This window comes from Lysinibacillus sp. FSL R5-0849 (assembly GCF_038595075.1).
GTDB classification, from domain to species: Bacteria; Bacillota; Bacilli; order Bacillales_A; family Planococcaceae; genus Lysinibacillus; species Lysinibacillus fusiformis.
Genome location: NZ_CP152004.1, coordinates 1,186,112 through 1,203,008, shown reverse-complemented (window position 1 = coordinate 1,203,008; position 16,897 = coordinate 1,186,112). Strand labels below are relative to the sequence as shown.

Genomic DNA, 16,897 nt, shown 5'->3' with positions numbered 1-16,897 from the left:
TAACTCATTTATCATTAGGCATTATTGATTGCGCGTTCTAAATAGTAAATAAATAAAGAATGGTGCTCCAATAGCAGCCGTAAAGACGCCTGTTGGTAAATCCTTTGGTAAAAAGGCTGTTCGTGCAACAATGTCAGCTACAATGACAATAATGCCACCAATTATAGCAGTAACGGGTATTAATCCTGCAAAAGAACGCCCTACAAGCAGTCTACTCATATGAGGGGCTACTAATCCAACAAAGGCAATTCCACCTGCAAAAGCAACCGCAGAACCAGCTAGCATGACACTAATGAGTAAAAAAAGCAAACGGTACACTTGAACCTTTACGCCCAGCCCTGTCGCAATGTCATCTCCTAATTCCTTCACATTGACTGTTCTCGCTAATACAAATGTTAAAGGTAATAAAAGAGCCACCCACGGTAAAAGCAAATAGACATCTGTCATATTCGCCCCATACAAGCTTCCAGTCAGCCATAGATAGGCCTTCGTAGTAGCAGCTACCTCGCTGATGACCAGTAACATGGTTACAACTGCCTTTGCTAATGCGGAAATCCCAATTCCAATAAGCACCATGCGAATAGGTGTGACACCTTTTCTCCATGATAGCAAGTAAATGATAAAGGAGATAATGGCCGCACCTGAAATGGCCGCTAATGGTAAAAATTGAATACCGACTGATCCCATAAAGTACACGATAAAAATAATTGCACCCATAGACGCTCCACTCGTTACACCAATAATATCTGGAGCAGCTAACGGATTGCGTATGATTCCTTGTAAAATTAAACCAGCAACTCCTAGCGCAGCACCAACTAATAAGGCCATCAATATACGTGGGAGCCTTAATGTATGTAAGACAAAATCATACTCTCCGTTCCCGTAGCCTAATAACTCCTTCACTACTATGAAAGGATGAATAAAATCGCTACCTGCAGATAAGCCAATAATCGTAATGATGACTAATAATAAGCTTAATAATAGTATAATCCAACAAGTTCTTTTGGCGATTTGAAAAGATATGCGATCGGATTTCATTCGAATCGTCCTATAATTAGACATTTTTTGCTAACCCCTTTCGTGCAATATAAATAAAGAAAGGAGCACCAATTAATGCAGTCATTACACCAATTGGCATTTCTAATGGCATAATTACGTATCTTGCTGCTATATCTGCAAGCAGCAGCAAGATAGCTCCTAATACCGCACTGAACGGTATAATCCAACGATAATCCATACCAACAAGATGAATCGCAATATGAGGGACAATTAAACCAATAAAGCCAATTGAACCTGCTACAGCAACTGAGCTACCTGCAAGAATAATAATGATGATACCAAGTGTGAGTTTCGTCAGCATCGTTCGTTGTCCTAAGCCTTTTGCAATATCATCGCCTGATTGTAAAATATTTATTGAACGACCCATACCTATTGCCACGACTGTGCCCCCTAAAATAAATGGTAGGACAGGTATGAGCATGTCAATGCTTCGACCGGATACTGACCCCGCTAACCAAAAGAGTACACTTTGTAAACCTTGCTCATCAATCACTAAAAGCCCCTGCGTAAACGAGACAAATAGAGCTGTAATCGCTGCACCAGCTAACACTATTTTAATCGGTGTTAAACCATCTCTCCCTAATGATCCAAGGAAAAACACCATAGCTCCCGCTGCACCAGCACCTAAAAAGGCAATCCACATATAACTCATTAAGGAATTAACAGAAAAAAGAGTAATGGCACTGACAATAAAAAATATTGCCCCTGCATTAATACCTAAAATATCAGGAGCTGCTAAAGGGTTTCTAGTTAATGCCCGCATTAATGCTCCCGAGATAGCAAGGCTTGCGCCAACTACTGTAGCGATCACAGCTCTTGTAAATCTAGATGTTCGAATAATGACATGCTCCTTATTAGCAGCATCATAATGAAAAATGGCATCATAGATTGACGAGAAGGGAATGGATGTTTGACCAATAGTTATGCTGAACATAAACGTCAGCAAAAGGATCAAACAACTGATGAACAACCCTAGTTGTTTCATCGAGGTAGTAGAAAGAAAAATTCTCATTTTGCGCCAACTTTCTTGATCCACATTTTAACTTATGAGAAAAGTTGCAGGTTTTTATAGGTTAAACACTACAAGGAGAGGGCTGTCATTTAAACAGCCCTAATCACTTTCTCTATTTATCTAATTCAAATTTGTCATAAATATCATCTAGCATTAAATTAGCACTAATAAATCCACCAGCTAGATTCCAATTGATTTCATCTACTTGATAAACTTGATTTGCCTTCACAGCATCAAGCTCTTTCCATAGTGGATGATTTGTCCATTCTTCATAATTCTTTTTCACTGCCTCATCATTTTCCATGAACATATAAATGACATCGGCATTCATTTGCGTAATACTCTCTTTATCCGTTAGCTTGACGATCTCCAATGAGTCATCTGTTAAATTTTTAGGACCTTGGAAGCCAAGCTCCGACAATATAGACCCTGCATACCCAGTTACATAAATACGTGCATGGTCTGCTCTGAAATTGACAACCGAAACATGGAATGGCCATTTATCGCCAAGCTTCTCTTTAATTTTTGTTTGGAAATCAGCAACTCGCGTATCCCATTCTCCAAATAACTCTTTAACCTTTTCTTCTTGATTCATTGCTTGACCCATCATTTCAGCTGTACCTTTGAAATCAAATACCGTTTCATGAGCAACAGTTGGTGCAATTTGTGATAGCTGATCATAAATTTCCTCATGACGAACTTTCGATGCAATGATTAGATCTGGTTTAAGCTTTGCAATTTCTTCAAGATTTGGTTGTGTTTCTTGTCCAACAACCGCAACACCATCTAAATCTTTCTTCAAATAATTATAAAAAGGTGCTTCAGCCCAAGATTCTACTGCTCCTACTGGCTTAATGCCCATTGCTACTGCTACATCAGTAGCCCCTTGGTATAGAGTAACGATTTTTGTAGGTGTTCCTTCAATTGTCGTAGTGCCCATAGCGTGGGTAATTTCACGGCTAGAAGACTCGTTATTACCTTCTTCAGCTTTATCCGTTTCTTGTGAACTACTACTAGAGTTTGTTGCTTTATCTCCACATCCAACCATCAAGAGAGATACTATTGATAATAAAGCAAAAAGAATAAAAATATTTTTATTGCGTAGTGATAATTTCGACATACATTTCCTCCTAAGTTATAATCAATAACGATAATCATTATCAATTAAAGAGTATACTGTATGACTGTTTTATTGACAATATCTATTTTTTCAAAAAATATACTTTTTTATTAATTTTTTATGCTCATTTAGCTTCCAGCTCGATTATCTATAGTTTAGAAGCATTAGGTTTGTTGTTTATTTGTAAAAATTTCGACACAATCATGCCAAGATGTAGGGAATTATTATTTCAACATTAGGTCGATTCAACATCATTATGACAGCGGTAAAATGTGAAAAAAGCTTTTGGTAGTTCATTCTTTCACCTAATTTGTAGGCAAATCAACATTAGATTTTCTACCATTTCAGCGACTTGTTAGATTTACCTATTCAATAATAGGCAAATAAATAGTCCCTATTGACGTCTATCTCATATCTTAATAATGAACGACAACTTATCAAAACAGGAGGTTATAACATGTTTCAACGAAGACGCCATCCGGCAAAAGGTCCACACTGCTGTCCGCCACAAACAATGCCAATGCAATTTGATCCACCACAATTTTTACCACCCGAGCAATATGTCCGTACAAATTATATCCATACAGTTGTTCCACATGTACAACCAGCACATGTCACAACAGTGAATAAACATATGATTGATCATCAATACTATTTCCCATGCACAGAATCAGTTGTTAATGAATGCTGTGAAACACATACAATGTGCGGTATGCCACCTAACCCTTGTCATATGCCGCATCATCCCCATAAACATATGGGCTATTAATAGATAGTGAGGGGCGAGTAATGCCCCTTTATTATTTCAAACAAATCAAAAACCGAGTAGCCTCTCTCAGAGGTACTCGGTTTTATGCGTTATTAATACATTTTTAAATATTGATCGCGTTCCCATTGATGTACAGTTGTACGATACATATCGAACTCGATTTCTTTTGCTTCTTTAAAGTTAGCGTAAATATGCTCACCTAAAGCAGCTTGTGCTACTTGATCTTTAGCCAATAATGTTAAAGCATCATCAAGTGCCGCTGGTAGGTTTTCAATGCCATTTGCTTGGCGCTCTTCTTCTGACATCACGTAGATGTTGCGGTTAATAGCTGCTGGTGGCGTCAAGTTTTGACGAATACCTTCTAGACCTGCCTCTAAAATAACAGCCATTGCTAAATATGGGTTTGCAGAAGGGTCCACTGAACGAACTTCTACACGAGTTGAAAGGCCACGTGCTGAAGGAATACGAATAAGTGGTGAACGGTTTTGTGCTGACCATGCTACATAACATGGTGCTTCATAACCTGGTACTAGACGTTTATAAGAGTTAACTGTTGGATTTGTAACCGCTGTGAAACCTTGTACGTGTGCAAGGACACCAGCCATAAATTGCATAGCTGTACTAGATAGTCCTAATTCTGTAGATTCATCATAAAATGCATTTTCTTTACCTTTAAATAGCGACACGTTGAAGTGCATACCAGAACCTGCTTCACCAAATAATGGCTTTGGCATAAATGTAGCATGTAGACCGTGTTTACGAGCGATTGTTTTCACTACTAATTTAAATGTTTGGATATTGTCACAAGCTGTAACAGCGTCCGCATATTTAAAGTCGATTTCATGTTGTCCAGGAGCAACCTCATGGTGAGAAGCTTCGATTTCAAAGCCCATTTCTTCTAGCTCTAATACGATATCACGACGGCAGTTTTCACCTAGATCTGTTGGAGCTAAGTCGAAGTAACCACCATGGTCATTTACTTCTAATGTTGGTTCGCCTTTTGCATCTAATTTGAATAAGAAGAATTCAGGCTCTGGCCCTAAATTGAAGCTTGAGAAGCCCATATCTTCCATTTTTTTAAGAATACGTTTTAGGTTGTTACGTGGGTCACCAGCAAACGGTTCGCCTTTCGCAGTATATACATCACAGATAAGACGTGCTACTTTCCCTTTTTCGGAAGTCCAAGGGAATACTACGAAAGTATCAAGATCAGGATATAAATACATATCTGATTCTTCGATTCGAACGAAGCCTTCAATAGATGAGCCATCAAACATCATTTTATTTTCCATTGCTTTGTCTAATTGACTTACAGGAATCTCAACGTTTTTGATTGTGCCAAGAATATCTGTAAATTGTAAACGAATAAAGCTTACGTTCTTTTCTTCGATGAGACGTTTAATGTCCTCTTTTGTGTATTTACCCACAGTTTTCCACACTCCTATAATTTGTCTAGCTTTTATGTTTACCCTACCCTATTTTTAATAGAATCGAGATAAATCCCCTCGTCGGATGGATGATTTTTGCATGCGCTGTGCTTGTCGCATTTCTTCGCGCATAATTTGACGTAATTCAGAATCACTTAAATCTTGTTCTTCAATTGTAGCAACAGGATCTTTCCTTTTAGCAAATATTTTTTTAATCTTCGCCATATTCATACCCTGTTCTAAGTAGTCTTTAATTTCAAGCAATGTGTCGACGTCATTTAATGAAAACATTCGACGGTTGCCTTCTGTTCGGTGCGGCTCAATTAAATGGTGTTCTTCATAATAACGAATTTGTCGTGCCGAGAGCTCAGTTAATTGCATTACAATACTCATTGATAATAACGGCATAGTTCGTCTAATTTCACGACTCATTTAAGTCCTCCTCCAATACCCGCTTATCATATAACGAAATTTTTTCACTGTCAACCAACCATGTTAGGTTTCCTAACATGGTTGGCACTATTTTTTTCAATCCGAGAGAAAATTGTAAAAAACTATTCAAATTTACGGTTTGTCCATTTCCTCCTCTCTATTTTTGAATAGCTTGTACCGCACTACAAATGGCAAATTTTACATGCTCATATGTTAGTCCACCCTGTATAAAGGCTGTAAAAGGCGGACGTATTGGACCATCTGCTGTAAGCTCTATGCTAGAGCCTTGAATAAATGTTCCCGCTGCCATAATGACATCATCTTCATAGCCTGGCATATAGGCTGGTTCTGGTGCGTAATGAGCATTAATTGGCGAGTTGGCTTGTATTTCCCTACAAAAGGCGATCATTTGCTGTGCGGTTTGGAAAGAAACCGATTGTATTAAATCTGTCCGATGTGCCTGGTAACTTGGAGATGTATTCATCCCGATTTCCTCCAGCATAGCAGCCGTAAAAATGGCACCCTTTAACGCTTGTGATACAACATGTGGAGCTAGGAAAAATCCTTGATAAAAATCACCTAATGTATTTAATGTCGCTCCTGCTTCTGCCCCAATCCCTGGTGATGTCATCCGGTACGCACATTTCTCCACTAAATCTGCTCTGCCTGCAATATAGCCTCCAATTTTCGCTAATCCTCCACCAGGATTTTTAATGAGGGAGCCTGCCATTAAATCAGCACCAATCTCTGTAGGCTCTTGCTTTTCTACAAATTCACCATAGCAATTATCAACAAAAATAATGGCCTCCGGTGCTAACTTACGAATGTTTGCACACATATCAGCAATTTCTGCAATAGAAAAGGATGGACGTGTTGCATAGCCTTTTGATCGTTGAATGGCAATCATTTTCGTCTTTGCTGTTATGGCCCCTTTCACACCGGCCCAATCGATGGTTTGATTATCCAGTAAATCAACATGTGAATAACCGATTTGATAATCTTTCAGGGAACCTGTATCTTTGTCACCACCATCGACAATGGATTGTAACGTATCATATGGCTGACCAGAAATATACAGCAGCTCATCACCAGGACGTAGCACACCGAATAGACTAAGCGTAATTGCATGTGTCCCTGAAATAATCTGCGGTCGAACAATGGCAGCCTCAGCTCCAAACACCTCGGCATAGACACGCTCTAAATTATCGCGTCCCTCATCGTCATAGCCATAGCCATTGGATGGGTGTAAATGATAATCACTAACTTGATGTTTTCGAAATGCCGCTAGCACTTTTTGCTGGTTATAAAACGCCATCTCTTCCACCTTAGCATGAAAAGGTCTCACTCTCTCTTCTATTGTTGCCGCTAAAGATAGCGTCGATGCTGATAAATTAGATGTAAACGTCATTCTTTTTCTTCTCCATTTCACAATTGTCATGCATATCATTCCGTAAACTTGAATCTAAATGGACCTCGATTATGCTAGAATTCCCTAATCGTCTACTTGTAATGAACGCTTATAACAGATGTTTTTCTTTATTTCATTAACATCTTATCAATTTGTATAGGTACCTGTAAAACTTGCCTATTGTTTCTCAGCGAAATTTACGCTAAGCTAATGTGCGGACTTATTTCAAGAAGAGTATTTAATGATGGATTTTGGCTATTAAATTCATAGATTTTGTTACTTACAGGATCTTTCTGCTTTAGGAATGAGATTCATTTATTTATAGAAGGGGTGAAAGGGATGGCTTGGGAAGTTTTTAGTATTATTGGTACAATTGCCTTTGCTATTTCTGGGGCAATTATTGCAATGGAAGAGGAATACGATTTATTCGGTGTTTATATACTCGGTATCGTCACTGCTTTTGGTGGAGGGGCTATCCGAAATTTACTTATCGGGCTACCTGTCACAACATTATGGGGACAGGATATGATGTTTCAAATTGCACTTGCAGCAATTACCATATTTTTTATTTTCCCTCATCATTTGATTCAACACTGGCATCGTTGGGGCAATTTCACAGATGCAATTGGCTTATCAGCATTTGCTATTCAAGGCGCACTCTACGCTGTAAAGCTGGATATGCCGATTAGTGCTGTCATTGTAGCTGCGGTCTTAACAGGGTCAGGTGGTGGAATCGTGCGTGACTTATTAGCTAGACGAAAACCACTTGTTCTTCGTGACGAAGTCTATGGTGTTTGGGCTGCTCTCGCAGGGCTTGTTATTGGATTTGATATTTTTACAGGAGACATTTTCCTTTATATGTTATTTGCGGTAATTACAGCATTACGTATTCTTTCCTATATGATGAAATGGCGTTTACCTTTGCGAAGGTTGAATCGGGCATAGAGTCTATCATTGATTAAATAAGCGCAAATTGTTCCTTAACTATTTGCGCTTAATTGTTTTTCCGTAACTATTTAGCCAAAAGATTCATTGCTTCTTCCAGTGTCACCATATTTTTCATCATTGAGCAAGCAGCATCTAATAGAGGAAAGGCTAGTGTTGCACCGGAACCTTCTCCTAGCCGCATATTCATGTTTAGCATGGGTTCCACTCCTAGTAATTCAGCGGCAATTTTAGCCCCTGGCTCCTCCGATGCATGAGAAGGTATAATAAAGTCCTTTACTTTTGGTTCAATTTGATAAGCAATAAGCGCAGCAATAGTTGAAATAAATCCATCAATCACAACAGGTTTTCGGTAACTTGCGGCTGCAAGGATGATACCAGCCATAGCCCCAATCTCTAGCCCTCCAACTTTAGCTAGAACATCAATGATATCGTTAGGATTGGGCTTGTTGAGCGTAATTGCTTTTTCAATGACCTCTGCTTTATGAGCAATTCCTCCTTGACCAACACCTGCTCCAAACCCTGTTATTTCAATTGGGTCATAGCCAGTCAAAACAGCTAAAATCGCAGTACTCGGCGTTGTATTACCGATGCCCATCTCTCCTGTTCCAAGTAGATTGGCTCCTTTTATAATTTCATCTGTTGCCACACGAATCCCCACTTCAATAGATTGAATGGCCTCCTCTCTAGACATAGCAGGGCCTTGTGCCATATTATCTGTACCATATTTTACTTTATGAACGATTACGCCCGCATTGAGTGGAAGATCATCCTTTACTCCAACATCTACCGTTACAACCTTCGTATTCGTCACACTTGCAATCGCACAAACACCCGTACCTCCTTTTGGAAAATTTAATGTTTGAAATAAAGTAACATCTTGTGGGTTCGTCGTCACACCTTCCTTACAAACTCCATGATCTGCTGCACAGACAATCATCACCTTTTGATCAATCACCGGATATAATTGTCCTGTAATCCCAGAAAGTTGCACAGCAATGGATTCTAATTTACCTAGGCTACCTGGCGGCTTACATAGAATATCTATTCGCTTCCTTGCTTGCTCCCTACTATTTTTATTAGCGCCTTGAATGTTTTGAATTGTGTCATGTAATAATTGCATTGTCATTTCTCCTCTCGTTCTTCATGAAGACAAAATAAAAAGCCTGTAGTTTATTGTCATGACAAATAAACTACAGACTTTTCCATCATCTATATCCACTTAAAGCAAATAGGCAGGTCTCCTGGCTTAAGTTCAACATTTCATAGTACCTTCCCAGCAATGAGCTAGTGGTCTTCACTATTAAACTCCCTTTTACAGTGGCGGGTCCGCTAAAGCTTTTCACTTTATTCCCTATTCTCCCTTAATGGGCACCTAATGCTTGTATTAAACTACTTTTAATCTACGACAGCATATTTCTTCTGTCAATATTTAAATGCGATACTCGTATGCCTATTCTTTTTCTAGCTCGCTTAGCAATGTTGACCCTAATAATAGGACCGCTCCTATTATTTGTAGATGCGTCATTTTTTCTCCAATAATCATCGTTGAAATGACTAATGATGTTAGTGGAGCTATATAGCTAAGTATGGCTATACTTTGCCCTTTCAGCTTTGACATGCCCCAAAAGAACAATAAAAATCCAACCCCTGCATGGACAATACCTAATGTCATTAATAATAGGACTGACTTAAAACTGAGTGTCATAACCTGAAACCCTGTTGTCCCAAGTATATAAAAACAAAGGAAAAAAGCTGCTAAAGATAGTTGAATAATTGTATTTTCCGGTTCTTTTAAGCCACATATACATTTATTTGTAAATGTTAGAGCTGTATAAAAGCATGCGGCGATAAGACTGTAGACAATGCCAATAAAATGTTTACTGTCTCCAGTGCCTTGACTTTGGACAATCAAAAATAGGCCAAAAATGGCCACACAGACATACAGTATTTTTCTGCTAACTAGCTTCTCTTTTAAGACTATTGGAGATAAACAGATTACTAGTACTGGTGCAAAATAATAGCTGAGTGCAGCATTAGCAATTGTTGTTTCTTAGCCTGAAATAAGAAAATCCAATTCCCACATAAGGCAACACTAGAAAGTATTAATCTCCACTTATTTTTGAGAATACTTCTTTTCGTTAAACTTTCCTTTATATAAATAAAAATCACTATCAAAAAACAAGCACCAATCAAACTCATCCAAAAAGCGATTTCACTTGAAAACAAAGGGATATACTTGGCAAAAACACCAACTGCGCCAAAAATAATCATGGATAATACAAACGCTAATTTTCCGCTCATTACAATTCCTACTTTCTACGTATAAGCATTAACCTACACAGTAGAATCTATTGAAAATGAGCAAACTGTTATTGTATGCCTTGACAGTAGATTCTACTGTCAAGACATTGTTGGGGGTGCTATTGAACGAAACATACAAAATCCCTCCTTCACCGATATAATTGTAACATATTTCTGAAAATTATAGAGTACGATTTATAGATAAAGGGAAAAGGAATCGCTAATTACTTCATAGGTATGGATAAAATTTTCTTTTAAGGAGGAGTTAGAATGAATGCAAGAGAATTAAGAAACGCTATTGCAGAGACTTGTGAAAATTATGATAGTCATTACGCTCAGTTAGTGAAACCGATTAATCAGTTATTAATGAATGTTGATGCTTCCATCAGTGAAGAAACAGCGTATGTCATTATGGAAAATTTGAAATTATTTTATAATGGAGATAAATACATGGCGGAATGTCATTTCGATGAGAGTGAAAATTTCTTAAAGGATGGCATTGAGCTTTTACAAAAGGGAGATCTTGCGAATGGCGCTTTACAAATATACGGTGCTGGTTTAAATTTTGCCAGCTATGCTTCAAAGGTTCGCGGGCAAAAAAATGTGAACCCGTACAAGAACTTTGAAAAAAACTTTAGCCTTATCATGGACTCACTCCAAAAATAAGCATATGAAAAAAGAAAGAGTATACACTCTTTCTTTTTTCATTATGTCATTATTTAAATTCTAATTCACCATCGTAAGCTAACATGCCGCCTTCTAGGTTTGTCACATCAAATCCTTGTGCCTCTAAATAAGAACAAGCATTAGCTGAACGACCACCAGCCTTACAAACGATAATATATGGCTTAGTTTCATCTAATTCCTCTAGACGTTCTGGGATTGTCCCAAGAGCAATATGCTGAGCACCAGGAATCATGCCATGTGCAACTTCATCCTCTTCACGTACATCAATAATATATAGGTCTTCATTTGCATCTAATAGTTCTAATAATTGTGTTGTTTCCATTGATTTCATCAAACTCGTCCTCCAAATATCTATTTCCTCTATCATTATAGCCTGTAGCAAAAAAAACAGCCAGTGTGGAGAACACACTAACTGTTTAACAATTTTTTTAAGCTTCTGTCTCTAAAAATTCTATTTGTTTAGCTGGAACGAATGTAGAAATGGCGTGCTTGTAAATTAGGTGCTGCTTATTTTCAGCATCCAATAATAAAACTGTAAAATTATCATATGATTTCACAGTCCCTTTTAACTGAAATCCGTTTAATAGAAATACAGTTACAAAAACACTGTTTTTACGTAGTTGGTTCAAGAACGTATCTTGCAAGTTGATTGATTTCATCAAATAGCCTCCCTACTAACTTTCTACCTCTTCATTCCTATAGTAGCACGTTCTACCAATTTATCAATTAGTAATTTTTAGAAATTTTTCTTTAATTTTATAATTGCTCATCTGTCATCACAAAATGGACATCCATTTTATTGCGGAAATAAGTAAGTTGCCTTTTCGCATAGCGGCGAGAGTTTTGTTTTAAGCTGTCAAGAGCGCCTTCTAGCGAACATTTACCATCTAAATAATCATATAATTCCTTATAACCAATGGCTTGTATAGACTGCACACCTCGGATATTTTGTTGCCATAGCCCTCTGACCTCTTCTAAAAGCCCATTCTCCATCATCAAATCGACACGACGGTTAATACGGTCATAAAGCACGTCTCGTGACATATTTTGACCTAGACCTAAGATCAAGTGATTATAGAGAGGCACTTCACCTCGATTTTGAGCTTCAGCTGCCTTCGATACACCGCTTAATTCTAGCATCTCTAATGCGCGAATGACACGACGTGTATTATTTGGATGAATGGCCTCTGCAGTTTGAGGGTCTAGTTGTTTTAATTTACCGTGCATGGCCTCAGGACCAAGCTTCGCTAATTCATCATAATAGGCTTGACGTGCTGCCTCATCCACTTTTTCATCAGTAAATTGAAAATCAAACAGAACAGCTTGTACATATAAGCCTGAGCCACCTACTATAATCGGTAGCTTATGACGAGCTTGTATGTCAGCAATTTTCGCTCTGACTAGCTTTTGATAATCGGCCACTGAAAATGATTCTGTCGGCTCCAGAAAACTTAATAAATGATGAGGGACTCCCTCCATCTCTTCTTCCGTAATTTTCGCCGTACCTATATCTAACCCTTTATAAACTTGCATGGAATCACCGTTAATGATCTCTCCATTATACTTTTTGGCAAGTTCAATACTTAATGCTGTTTTTCCAGAAGCAGTTGGTCCCACTATTGCTACAACCTCTGCCTGCTGTAATTTATTTTCTATCATATTTTTCTAACCACCGTAATAATAGTTGAAAGACTGCTTCTTGATTGTCTTCATTTAAAATTTCATGTCTCTTATCTTCAAATAAATAAACAGTGACATCCTCCACACCAGCAGTTGCTAATTGTTCTGCCACTGCGTACACGCCTAGTCCCTGTTCACCGACTGGATCTTGACTGCCACTTATCAAAAGTATTGGAAGATCCTTTCTTACTTTGGCAATCTCCTTTTTGCGATTCAATATTGAAAAGCCTGTAGTCAAATCTACAAAAAATTGATTGGTTGGAATAAAGCCACAATATGGATCATCTATATACTTTTGAACTTCTCCCTGTACGGAGCATAGCCAATCATAGGCAGTCTTCGGATTTGGAAACTGCTTATTAAAACTACCAAAACTTAATTGATTGAGGAGCCTGCTTTCTGTCTCTTTACCAAGACCTTTTGCTAAAGCCTTGGATACAATATTACCAATTGCATGTAAAGCTGTAACATTGCCAGTTCCACAGAGCACAACATTGTCTACCTGTCCCCCATACCGTTGGATATAGCGTCTCGTAATGAATGAGCCCATACTATGACCAAAAATAATGAGCGGTTTGTCAGCAACCGGTGCATGTAATTGAGTAATGACTTCATGTGCATCTTCTACAACACGTTCAAAGCCGTTATTTTCAGCAAAAAATCCTAAAGTTCCATTATAAGCAGCTGTTTCACCATGTCCACGATGATCGTGCATCGTCACTACATAGCCGGCATTTTGAAGCGTGTGAGCAAATGTTAAATAACGACCACTATGCTCTGCCATGCCGTGTAAAATATGGATATGTCCAATACATGTCCTTTTAGATTCTAGTGTTCGTGTGAATACAAAATGTCCATCCGACATTTGAATATAACGCTCCATCGCTTATTCCCCTTCTTTCACGAAAATAGTGGCATCCATGATGGCTTGATCTAATTCAGCCATATAAGCATTTCGTTGTTCCTCCGTATAATTCAAGTGTTGTTGCATCACTTGAAGCACTTGTTGCTTATAGAGCTTGACTGCTTCAATGTCAAAATATAGCATGCCAGTACGACGAATAAAGAAGTCACTTGGAGTATAGACCATTTCAGCTTCTAAGCCATATAATAGCATCGCATGTAAAGTAAGTGGCATTGTACTACCATGCTCATGTAAGTATTTTACACGATCAAATAAAGCATCCACATTCGTGCCATATTTTTGGACAAGTTGCTTGGCTTCATCATAATTTAAACCATACTGAACACCCTCTCGAGCTTTATAAGCAATATAATCTGGGAAATTGATGGCGTTAATACCCTTTGCTCCTGACAATGATAATTCTCGAGTGATGGATGCACTCGCATGCTTATAACGACGGGTTTTTACGATTTTATCTACAATCGATTCTGCCATTTGGCGGTAGCCTGTTAGCTTGCCACCTGCTATCGTCATTAAACCACTCGGAGCCGTCCAAATTTCATCTTTCCTTGAAATTTCTGAAGGATTCTTTCCTTTTTCATAAATTAATGGACGAACGCCTGCCCACGATGATTCAATTGTAGCTCTTGTAATATTGGCGGTAGGGAAAACTTTCTTTGCCGCCTCAACTAAATAGTCCACATCTTGCTGTGTTGCAACAGGATGTACTGGATTGCCCTCAAAGACAGTATCCGTTGTACCTACATAGGTTTTACCATCACGCGGGATTGCAAATGCCATAAGTCCATCAGCAATATCGAAATAAACTGCTTGCTTTAATGGAAAATCTTTTTGATTCAGGACAATATGAACACCCTTCGTCAATCTTAATTGCTTATTATCAGCTACTTTATCCCTTTGTCGTACATCATCCACCCAAGGACCTGTAGCATTGACAATTTGAGCAGCATGTACATTCAACATGCGTCCTGTTAAATGATCTTCTACTTTAATTCCAACAAGCTTTTTCTTGTCGTAGATGAACTCCTTCATCTCCGCATAATTAAGACAAAGTGCCCCATATTCAACAGCTTTTTTTAATACTTCAATTGTAAGACGTGCATCATCTGTACGATATTCAACATAATAGCCTCCACCCACAAGTCCTTCTTGATTGAGTAAAGGTTCTAATGCTAATGTTTCTTGCACATTTAGCATCGTTCTACGTTCCTGTTTTTTGACACCTGCTAAACGGTCATAAACTCTTAAGGCTAGAGATGTTGTCATTGGGCTAAGGGAACCCTTTTTATATAAAGGCAAAAGCATTTTTTCTGGTGTTGTCACATGAACAGCATTGTCATAGACGATTTCACGTTCACGTCCCACCTCTGCTACAACTCCTACATCAAATTGCTTTAAATATCGTAGTCCACCATGGATGAGTTTAGTCGATCGACTCGATGTTCCAGCAGAGAAATCCTGCATGTCGATACATGCGACGGACAATCCCCTTGAGGCAGCATCCAGGGCAATACCTGCACCCGTAATGCCTCCACCAATGACTAAAACGTCAAAACTATAGTGCTCTAAATAATATAAAATTTTTGGACGATGCTCATATGAAAACATACCTTTTTCCCCCAATAGCTAAGATTTAAAAATTCGTGTTGCCTCTACAGCTCTTTGCCAGCCAGCATAAAGAGCTGTCGCTTGGTCTTTTTCCATTTTTGGCTGGTAGGTTTGACCATTTACCCACAGTGCTGATAAAACCTCTTGATTTGGCCAAAAATTTGTAGCAAGTCCTGCTAAATAAGCTGCACCTAGTGCTGTTGATTCATTGAGTTTTGCCAGTTCTACATGCAACTGTAAAACATCACTTTGGAATTGCATTAATAACTCATTTTTTACAGCACCACCATCTACACGGAGTACTTCAATAGGTGCACCGGCTGCTTCCTCCATCGCATCGAGTACATCCTTCGTTTGATAGGCTAATGATTCAAGTGTCGCACGGATGAAATGTTCTTTAGACGTGCCACGCGTTAAACCAAAAATGGCACCACGAGCATCTGTATCCCAATAAGGTGTACCTAGTCCAACGAAGGCAGGTACAACATAGACACCATCCGTATTGGCTACTTTTTTAGCATAGGTTTCTGAATCCTCAGCAGTCCGAATCATACGTAGTCCGTCTCGTAGCCATTGGATCGCTGAGCCTGCTACGAAAACACTTCCCTCTAATGCATAGGTCACCTTACCATCTATTCCCCAAGCAATTGTCGTCAATAACCCATTTTCCGACTTTACTGCCTGTTGCCCTGTATTCAATAACATAAAGCAGCCAGTACCATAAGTGTTTTTAGCCATTCCTTTTGTAAAACAAGTTTGACCAAAAAGTGCTGCCTGCTGATCACCCGCAATACCGGCAATCGGAATTTTTTCGCCAAAGAAAATACTTGCTGCCGTTTCAGTGTAAATTTCTGATGAATTTTTCACTTCAGGAAGCATCGACATCGGAATATCTAATAGCTGACAAAGTTCCGTATCCCATTGTAATTCATGAATATTGTATAGTAACGTTCGAGCCGCATTTGAATAATCGGTAACATGGGCCTTTCCCTTTGATAATCGCCAAACAATCCAAGAATCAATCGTGCCAAATAATAAATCTCCATTGTCAGCCATTTCACGGGCGCCCTCTACATGATCTAACATCCATTTAATTTTTGTGGCTGAAAAATAAGCATCTAGTCGTAATCCCGTTTTTTGCTGAAAAAGCTCCTCATGCCCTTGTTCTTTCAGGTCATTCACGATTTCCTGCGTTTGACGCGACTGCCAGACAATGGCGTTGTAAATAGGCTTTCCTGTATGTTTATCCCACACTACGGTTGTTTCTCGCTGATTCGTTATTCCAATAGCATGGACCTCACTAGCATCATGCCCACTTTCTGTTAAGACAGTTGCAATTACTGAAAGGACCGAACCCCAAATTTCATTGGCATTATGTTCTACCCAGCCAGCCTTCGGAAAAATTTGCTGAAACTCCTTTTGTGCTACATGAACAATTTCACCTTTTTTATTGAATAAGATAGCTCTTGAGCTTGTTGTGCCTTGATCAATTGCTAAAATAAATTCGCCCATTATTTTCCC

The 16,897-nt window shown here is 38.7% G+C and carries 18 protein-coding genes and 1 riboswitch; of the genes, 3 read left to right on the top strand and 15 right to left on the bottom strand.

The genetic code is table 11. The features are described from left to right. Nucleotides 1–21: 21 nt before the first annotated feature. The 3 genes from MKY80_RS05620 to MKY80_RS05610 all read right to left on the bottom strand — a co-directional run bounded on the left by MKY80_RS05620 (nucleotide 22) and on the right by MKY80_RS05610 (nucleotide 3,191). On the bottom strand, nucleotides 22–1,062 hold the full coding sequence (locus tag MKY80_RS05620; RefSeq protein ID WP_008174715.1) for an iron ABC transporter permease: 1,041 nt from the start codon (nucleotides 1,060–1,062) through the stop codon (nucleotides 22–24). Next, nucleotides 1,055–2,071, bottom strand: a complete 1,017-nt coding sequence (locus MKY80_RS05615) for an iron ABC transporter permease (RefSeq protein ID WP_342532330.1) — start codon at nucleotides 2,069–2,071, stop codon at nucleotides 1,055–1,057. The genes MKY80_RS05620 and MKY80_RS05615 overlap by 8 nt, the downstream gene beginning before the upstream one ends. Before the next feature lie 112 nt (nucleotides 2,072–2,183). Then, nucleotides 2,184–3,191, bottom strand: coding sequence for an iron-siderophore ABC transporter substrate-binding protein (locus tag MKY80_RS05610; RefSeq protein ID WP_008174719.1), 1,008 nt, complete (start codon nucleotides 3,189–3,191; stop codon nucleotides 2,184–2,186). A 457-nt stretch (nucleotides 3,192–3,648) separates the two neighbouring features. Between MKY80_RS05610 and MKY80_RS05605 the strand changes: the two genes are divergently transcribed. Continuing rightward, nucleotides 3,649–3,960, top strand: coding sequence for a CotD family spore coat protein (locus tag MKY80_RS05605; protein WP_025114030.1), 312 nt, complete (start codon nucleotides 3,649–3,651; stop codon nucleotides 3,958–3,960). Nucleotides 3,961–4,052: 92 nt separating this feature from the next. Here MKY80_RS05605 and glnA read toward each other — a convergent pair whose 3' ends face one another. From glnA to MKY80_RS05590, 3 genes are all read right to left on the bottom strand, one after another. Then, nucleotides 4,053–5,387 carry a type I glutamate--ammonia ligase gene (gene glnA, locus MKY80_RS05600; RefSeq protein WP_008174724.1) on the bottom strand — a complete coding sequence of 445 codons (1,335 nt, stop codon included), beginning with the start codon at nucleotides 5,385–5,387 and terminating at the stop codon, nucleotides 4,053–4,055. A gap of 54 nt (nucleotides 5,388–5,441) precedes the next feature. Next, nucleotides 5,442–5,819 carry a MerR family transcriptional regulator gene (locus MKY80_RS05595; RefSeq protein WP_008174727.1) on the bottom strand — a complete coding sequence of 126 codons (378 nt, stop codon included), beginning with the start codon at nucleotides 5,817–5,819 and terminating at the stop codon, nucleotides 5,442–5,444. 157 nt (nucleotides 5,820–5,976) lie between these two features. Further along, on the bottom strand, nucleotides 5,977–7,227 hold the full coding sequence (locus MKY80_RS05590) for a methionine gamma-lyase family protein (protein ID WP_089985390.1): 1,251 nt from the start codon (nucleotides 7,225–7,227) through the stop codon (nucleotides 5,977–5,979). Between the two features lie 339 nt (nucleotides 7,228–7,566). Here MKY80_RS05590 and MKY80_RS05585 point away from each other — a divergent pair, with 339 nt between their 5' ends. Then, nucleotides 7,567–8,172, top strand: coding sequence for a trimeric intracellular cation channel family protein (locus tag MKY80_RS05585; protein WP_043989801.1), 606 nt, complete (start codon nucleotides 7,567–7,569; stop codon nucleotides 8,170–8,172). A 67-nt stretch (nucleotides 8,173–8,239) separates the two neighbouring features. Here the strand turns inward: MKY80_RS05585 and cobT are convergent, their stop codons facing one another. The 3 genes from cobT to MKY80_RS05570 all read right to left on the bottom strand — a co-directional run bounded on the left by cobT (nucleotide 8,240) and on the right by MKY80_RS05570 (nucleotide 10,476). Further along, nucleotides 8,240–9,295, bottom strand: a complete 1,056-nt coding sequence (gene cobT, locus MKY80_RS05580; RefSeq protein WP_089985388.1) for a nicotinate-nucleotide--dimethylbenzimidazole phosphoribosyltransferase — start codon at nucleotides 9,293–9,295, stop codon at nucleotides 8,240–8,242. Nucleotides 9,296–9,388: 93 nt separating this feature from the next. Then, a riboswitch (cobalamin riboswitch) is annotated at nucleotides 9,389–9,566 on the bottom strand. 59 nt (nucleotides 9,567–9,625) lie between these two features. Then, the gene (locus tag MKY80_RS05575; protein WP_239355307.1) at nucleotides 9,626–10,108 is read right to left on the bottom strand and encodes a DMT family transporter; all 483 of its coding nucleotides are present in this window, start codon (nucleotides 10,106–10,108) and stop codon (nucleotides 9,626–9,628) included. 65 nt (nucleotides 10,109–10,173) lie between these two features. Next, nucleotides 10,174–10,476: a hypothetical protein gene (locus MKY80_RS05570; RefSeq protein WP_239355306.1), complete on the bottom strand. Its 303-nt coding sequence runs from the start codon at nucleotides 10,474–10,476 to the stop codon at nucleotides 10,174–10,176. A gap of 270 nt (nucleotides 10,477–10,746) precedes the next feature. Here MKY80_RS05570 and MKY80_RS05565 point away from each other — a divergent pair, with 270 nt between their 5' ends. Beyond that, nucleotides 10,747–11,142, top strand: coding sequence for a hypothetical protein (locus tag MKY80_RS05565; protein WP_089985387.1), 396 nt, complete (start codon nucleotides 10,747–10,749; stop codon nucleotides 11,140–11,142). 49 nt (nucleotides 11,143–11,191) lie between these two features. Here MKY80_RS05565 and MKY80_RS05560 read toward each other — a convergent pair whose 3' ends face one another. The 6 genes from MKY80_RS05560 to glpK all read right to left on the bottom strand — a co-directional run bounded on the left by MKY80_RS05560 (nucleotide 11,192) and on the right by glpK (nucleotide 16,888). Next, the gene (locus tag MKY80_RS05560) at nucleotides 11,192–11,494 is read right to left on the bottom strand and encodes a rhodanese-like domain-containing protein (RefSeq protein WP_025114024.1); all 303 of its coding nucleotides are present in this window, start codon (nucleotides 11,492–11,494) and stop codon (nucleotides 11,192–11,194) included. Nucleotides 11,495–11,591: 97 nt separating this feature from the next. Beyond that, entirely contained in the window at nucleotides 11,592–11,822 is a 231-nt protein-coding gene (gene hfq / locus MKY80_RS05555) for an RNA chaperone Hfq (protein WP_025114023.1), read from the bottom strand. A 97-nt stretch (nucleotides 11,823–11,919) separates the two neighbouring features. Then, nucleotides 11,920–12,822 carry a tRNA (adenosine(37)-N6)-dimethylallyltransferase MiaA gene (gene miaA / locus MKY80_RS05550; protein WP_008182020.1) on the bottom strand — a complete coding sequence of 301 codons (903 nt, stop codon included), beginning with the start codon at nucleotides 12,820–12,822 and terminating at the stop codon, nucleotides 11,920–11,922. Continuing rightward, on the bottom strand, nucleotides 12,809–13,726 hold the full coding sequence (locus MKY80_RS05545) for an alpha/beta fold hydrolase (protein ID WP_089985385.1): 918 nt from the start codon (nucleotides 13,724–13,726) through the stop codon (nucleotides 12,809–12,811). Before MKY80_RS05545 ends, miaA begins: the two co-directional genes overlap by 14 nt. A gap of 3 nt (nucleotides 13,727–13,729) precedes the next feature. Beyond that, nucleotides 13,730–15,376, bottom strand: a complete 1,647-nt coding sequence (locus MKY80_RS05540; protein ID WP_342532329.1) for a glycerol-3-phosphate dehydrogenase/oxidase — start codon at nucleotides 15,374–15,376, stop codon at nucleotides 13,730–13,732. Between the two features lie 18 nt (nucleotides 15,377–15,394). Then, nucleotides 15,395–16,888, bottom strand: coding sequence for a glycerol kinase GlpK (gene glpK, locus MKY80_RS05535; protein WP_089985383.1), 1,494 nt, complete (start codon nucleotides 16,886–16,888; stop codon nucleotides 15,395–15,397). Nucleotides 16,889–16,897 lie beyond the last annotated feature (9 nt).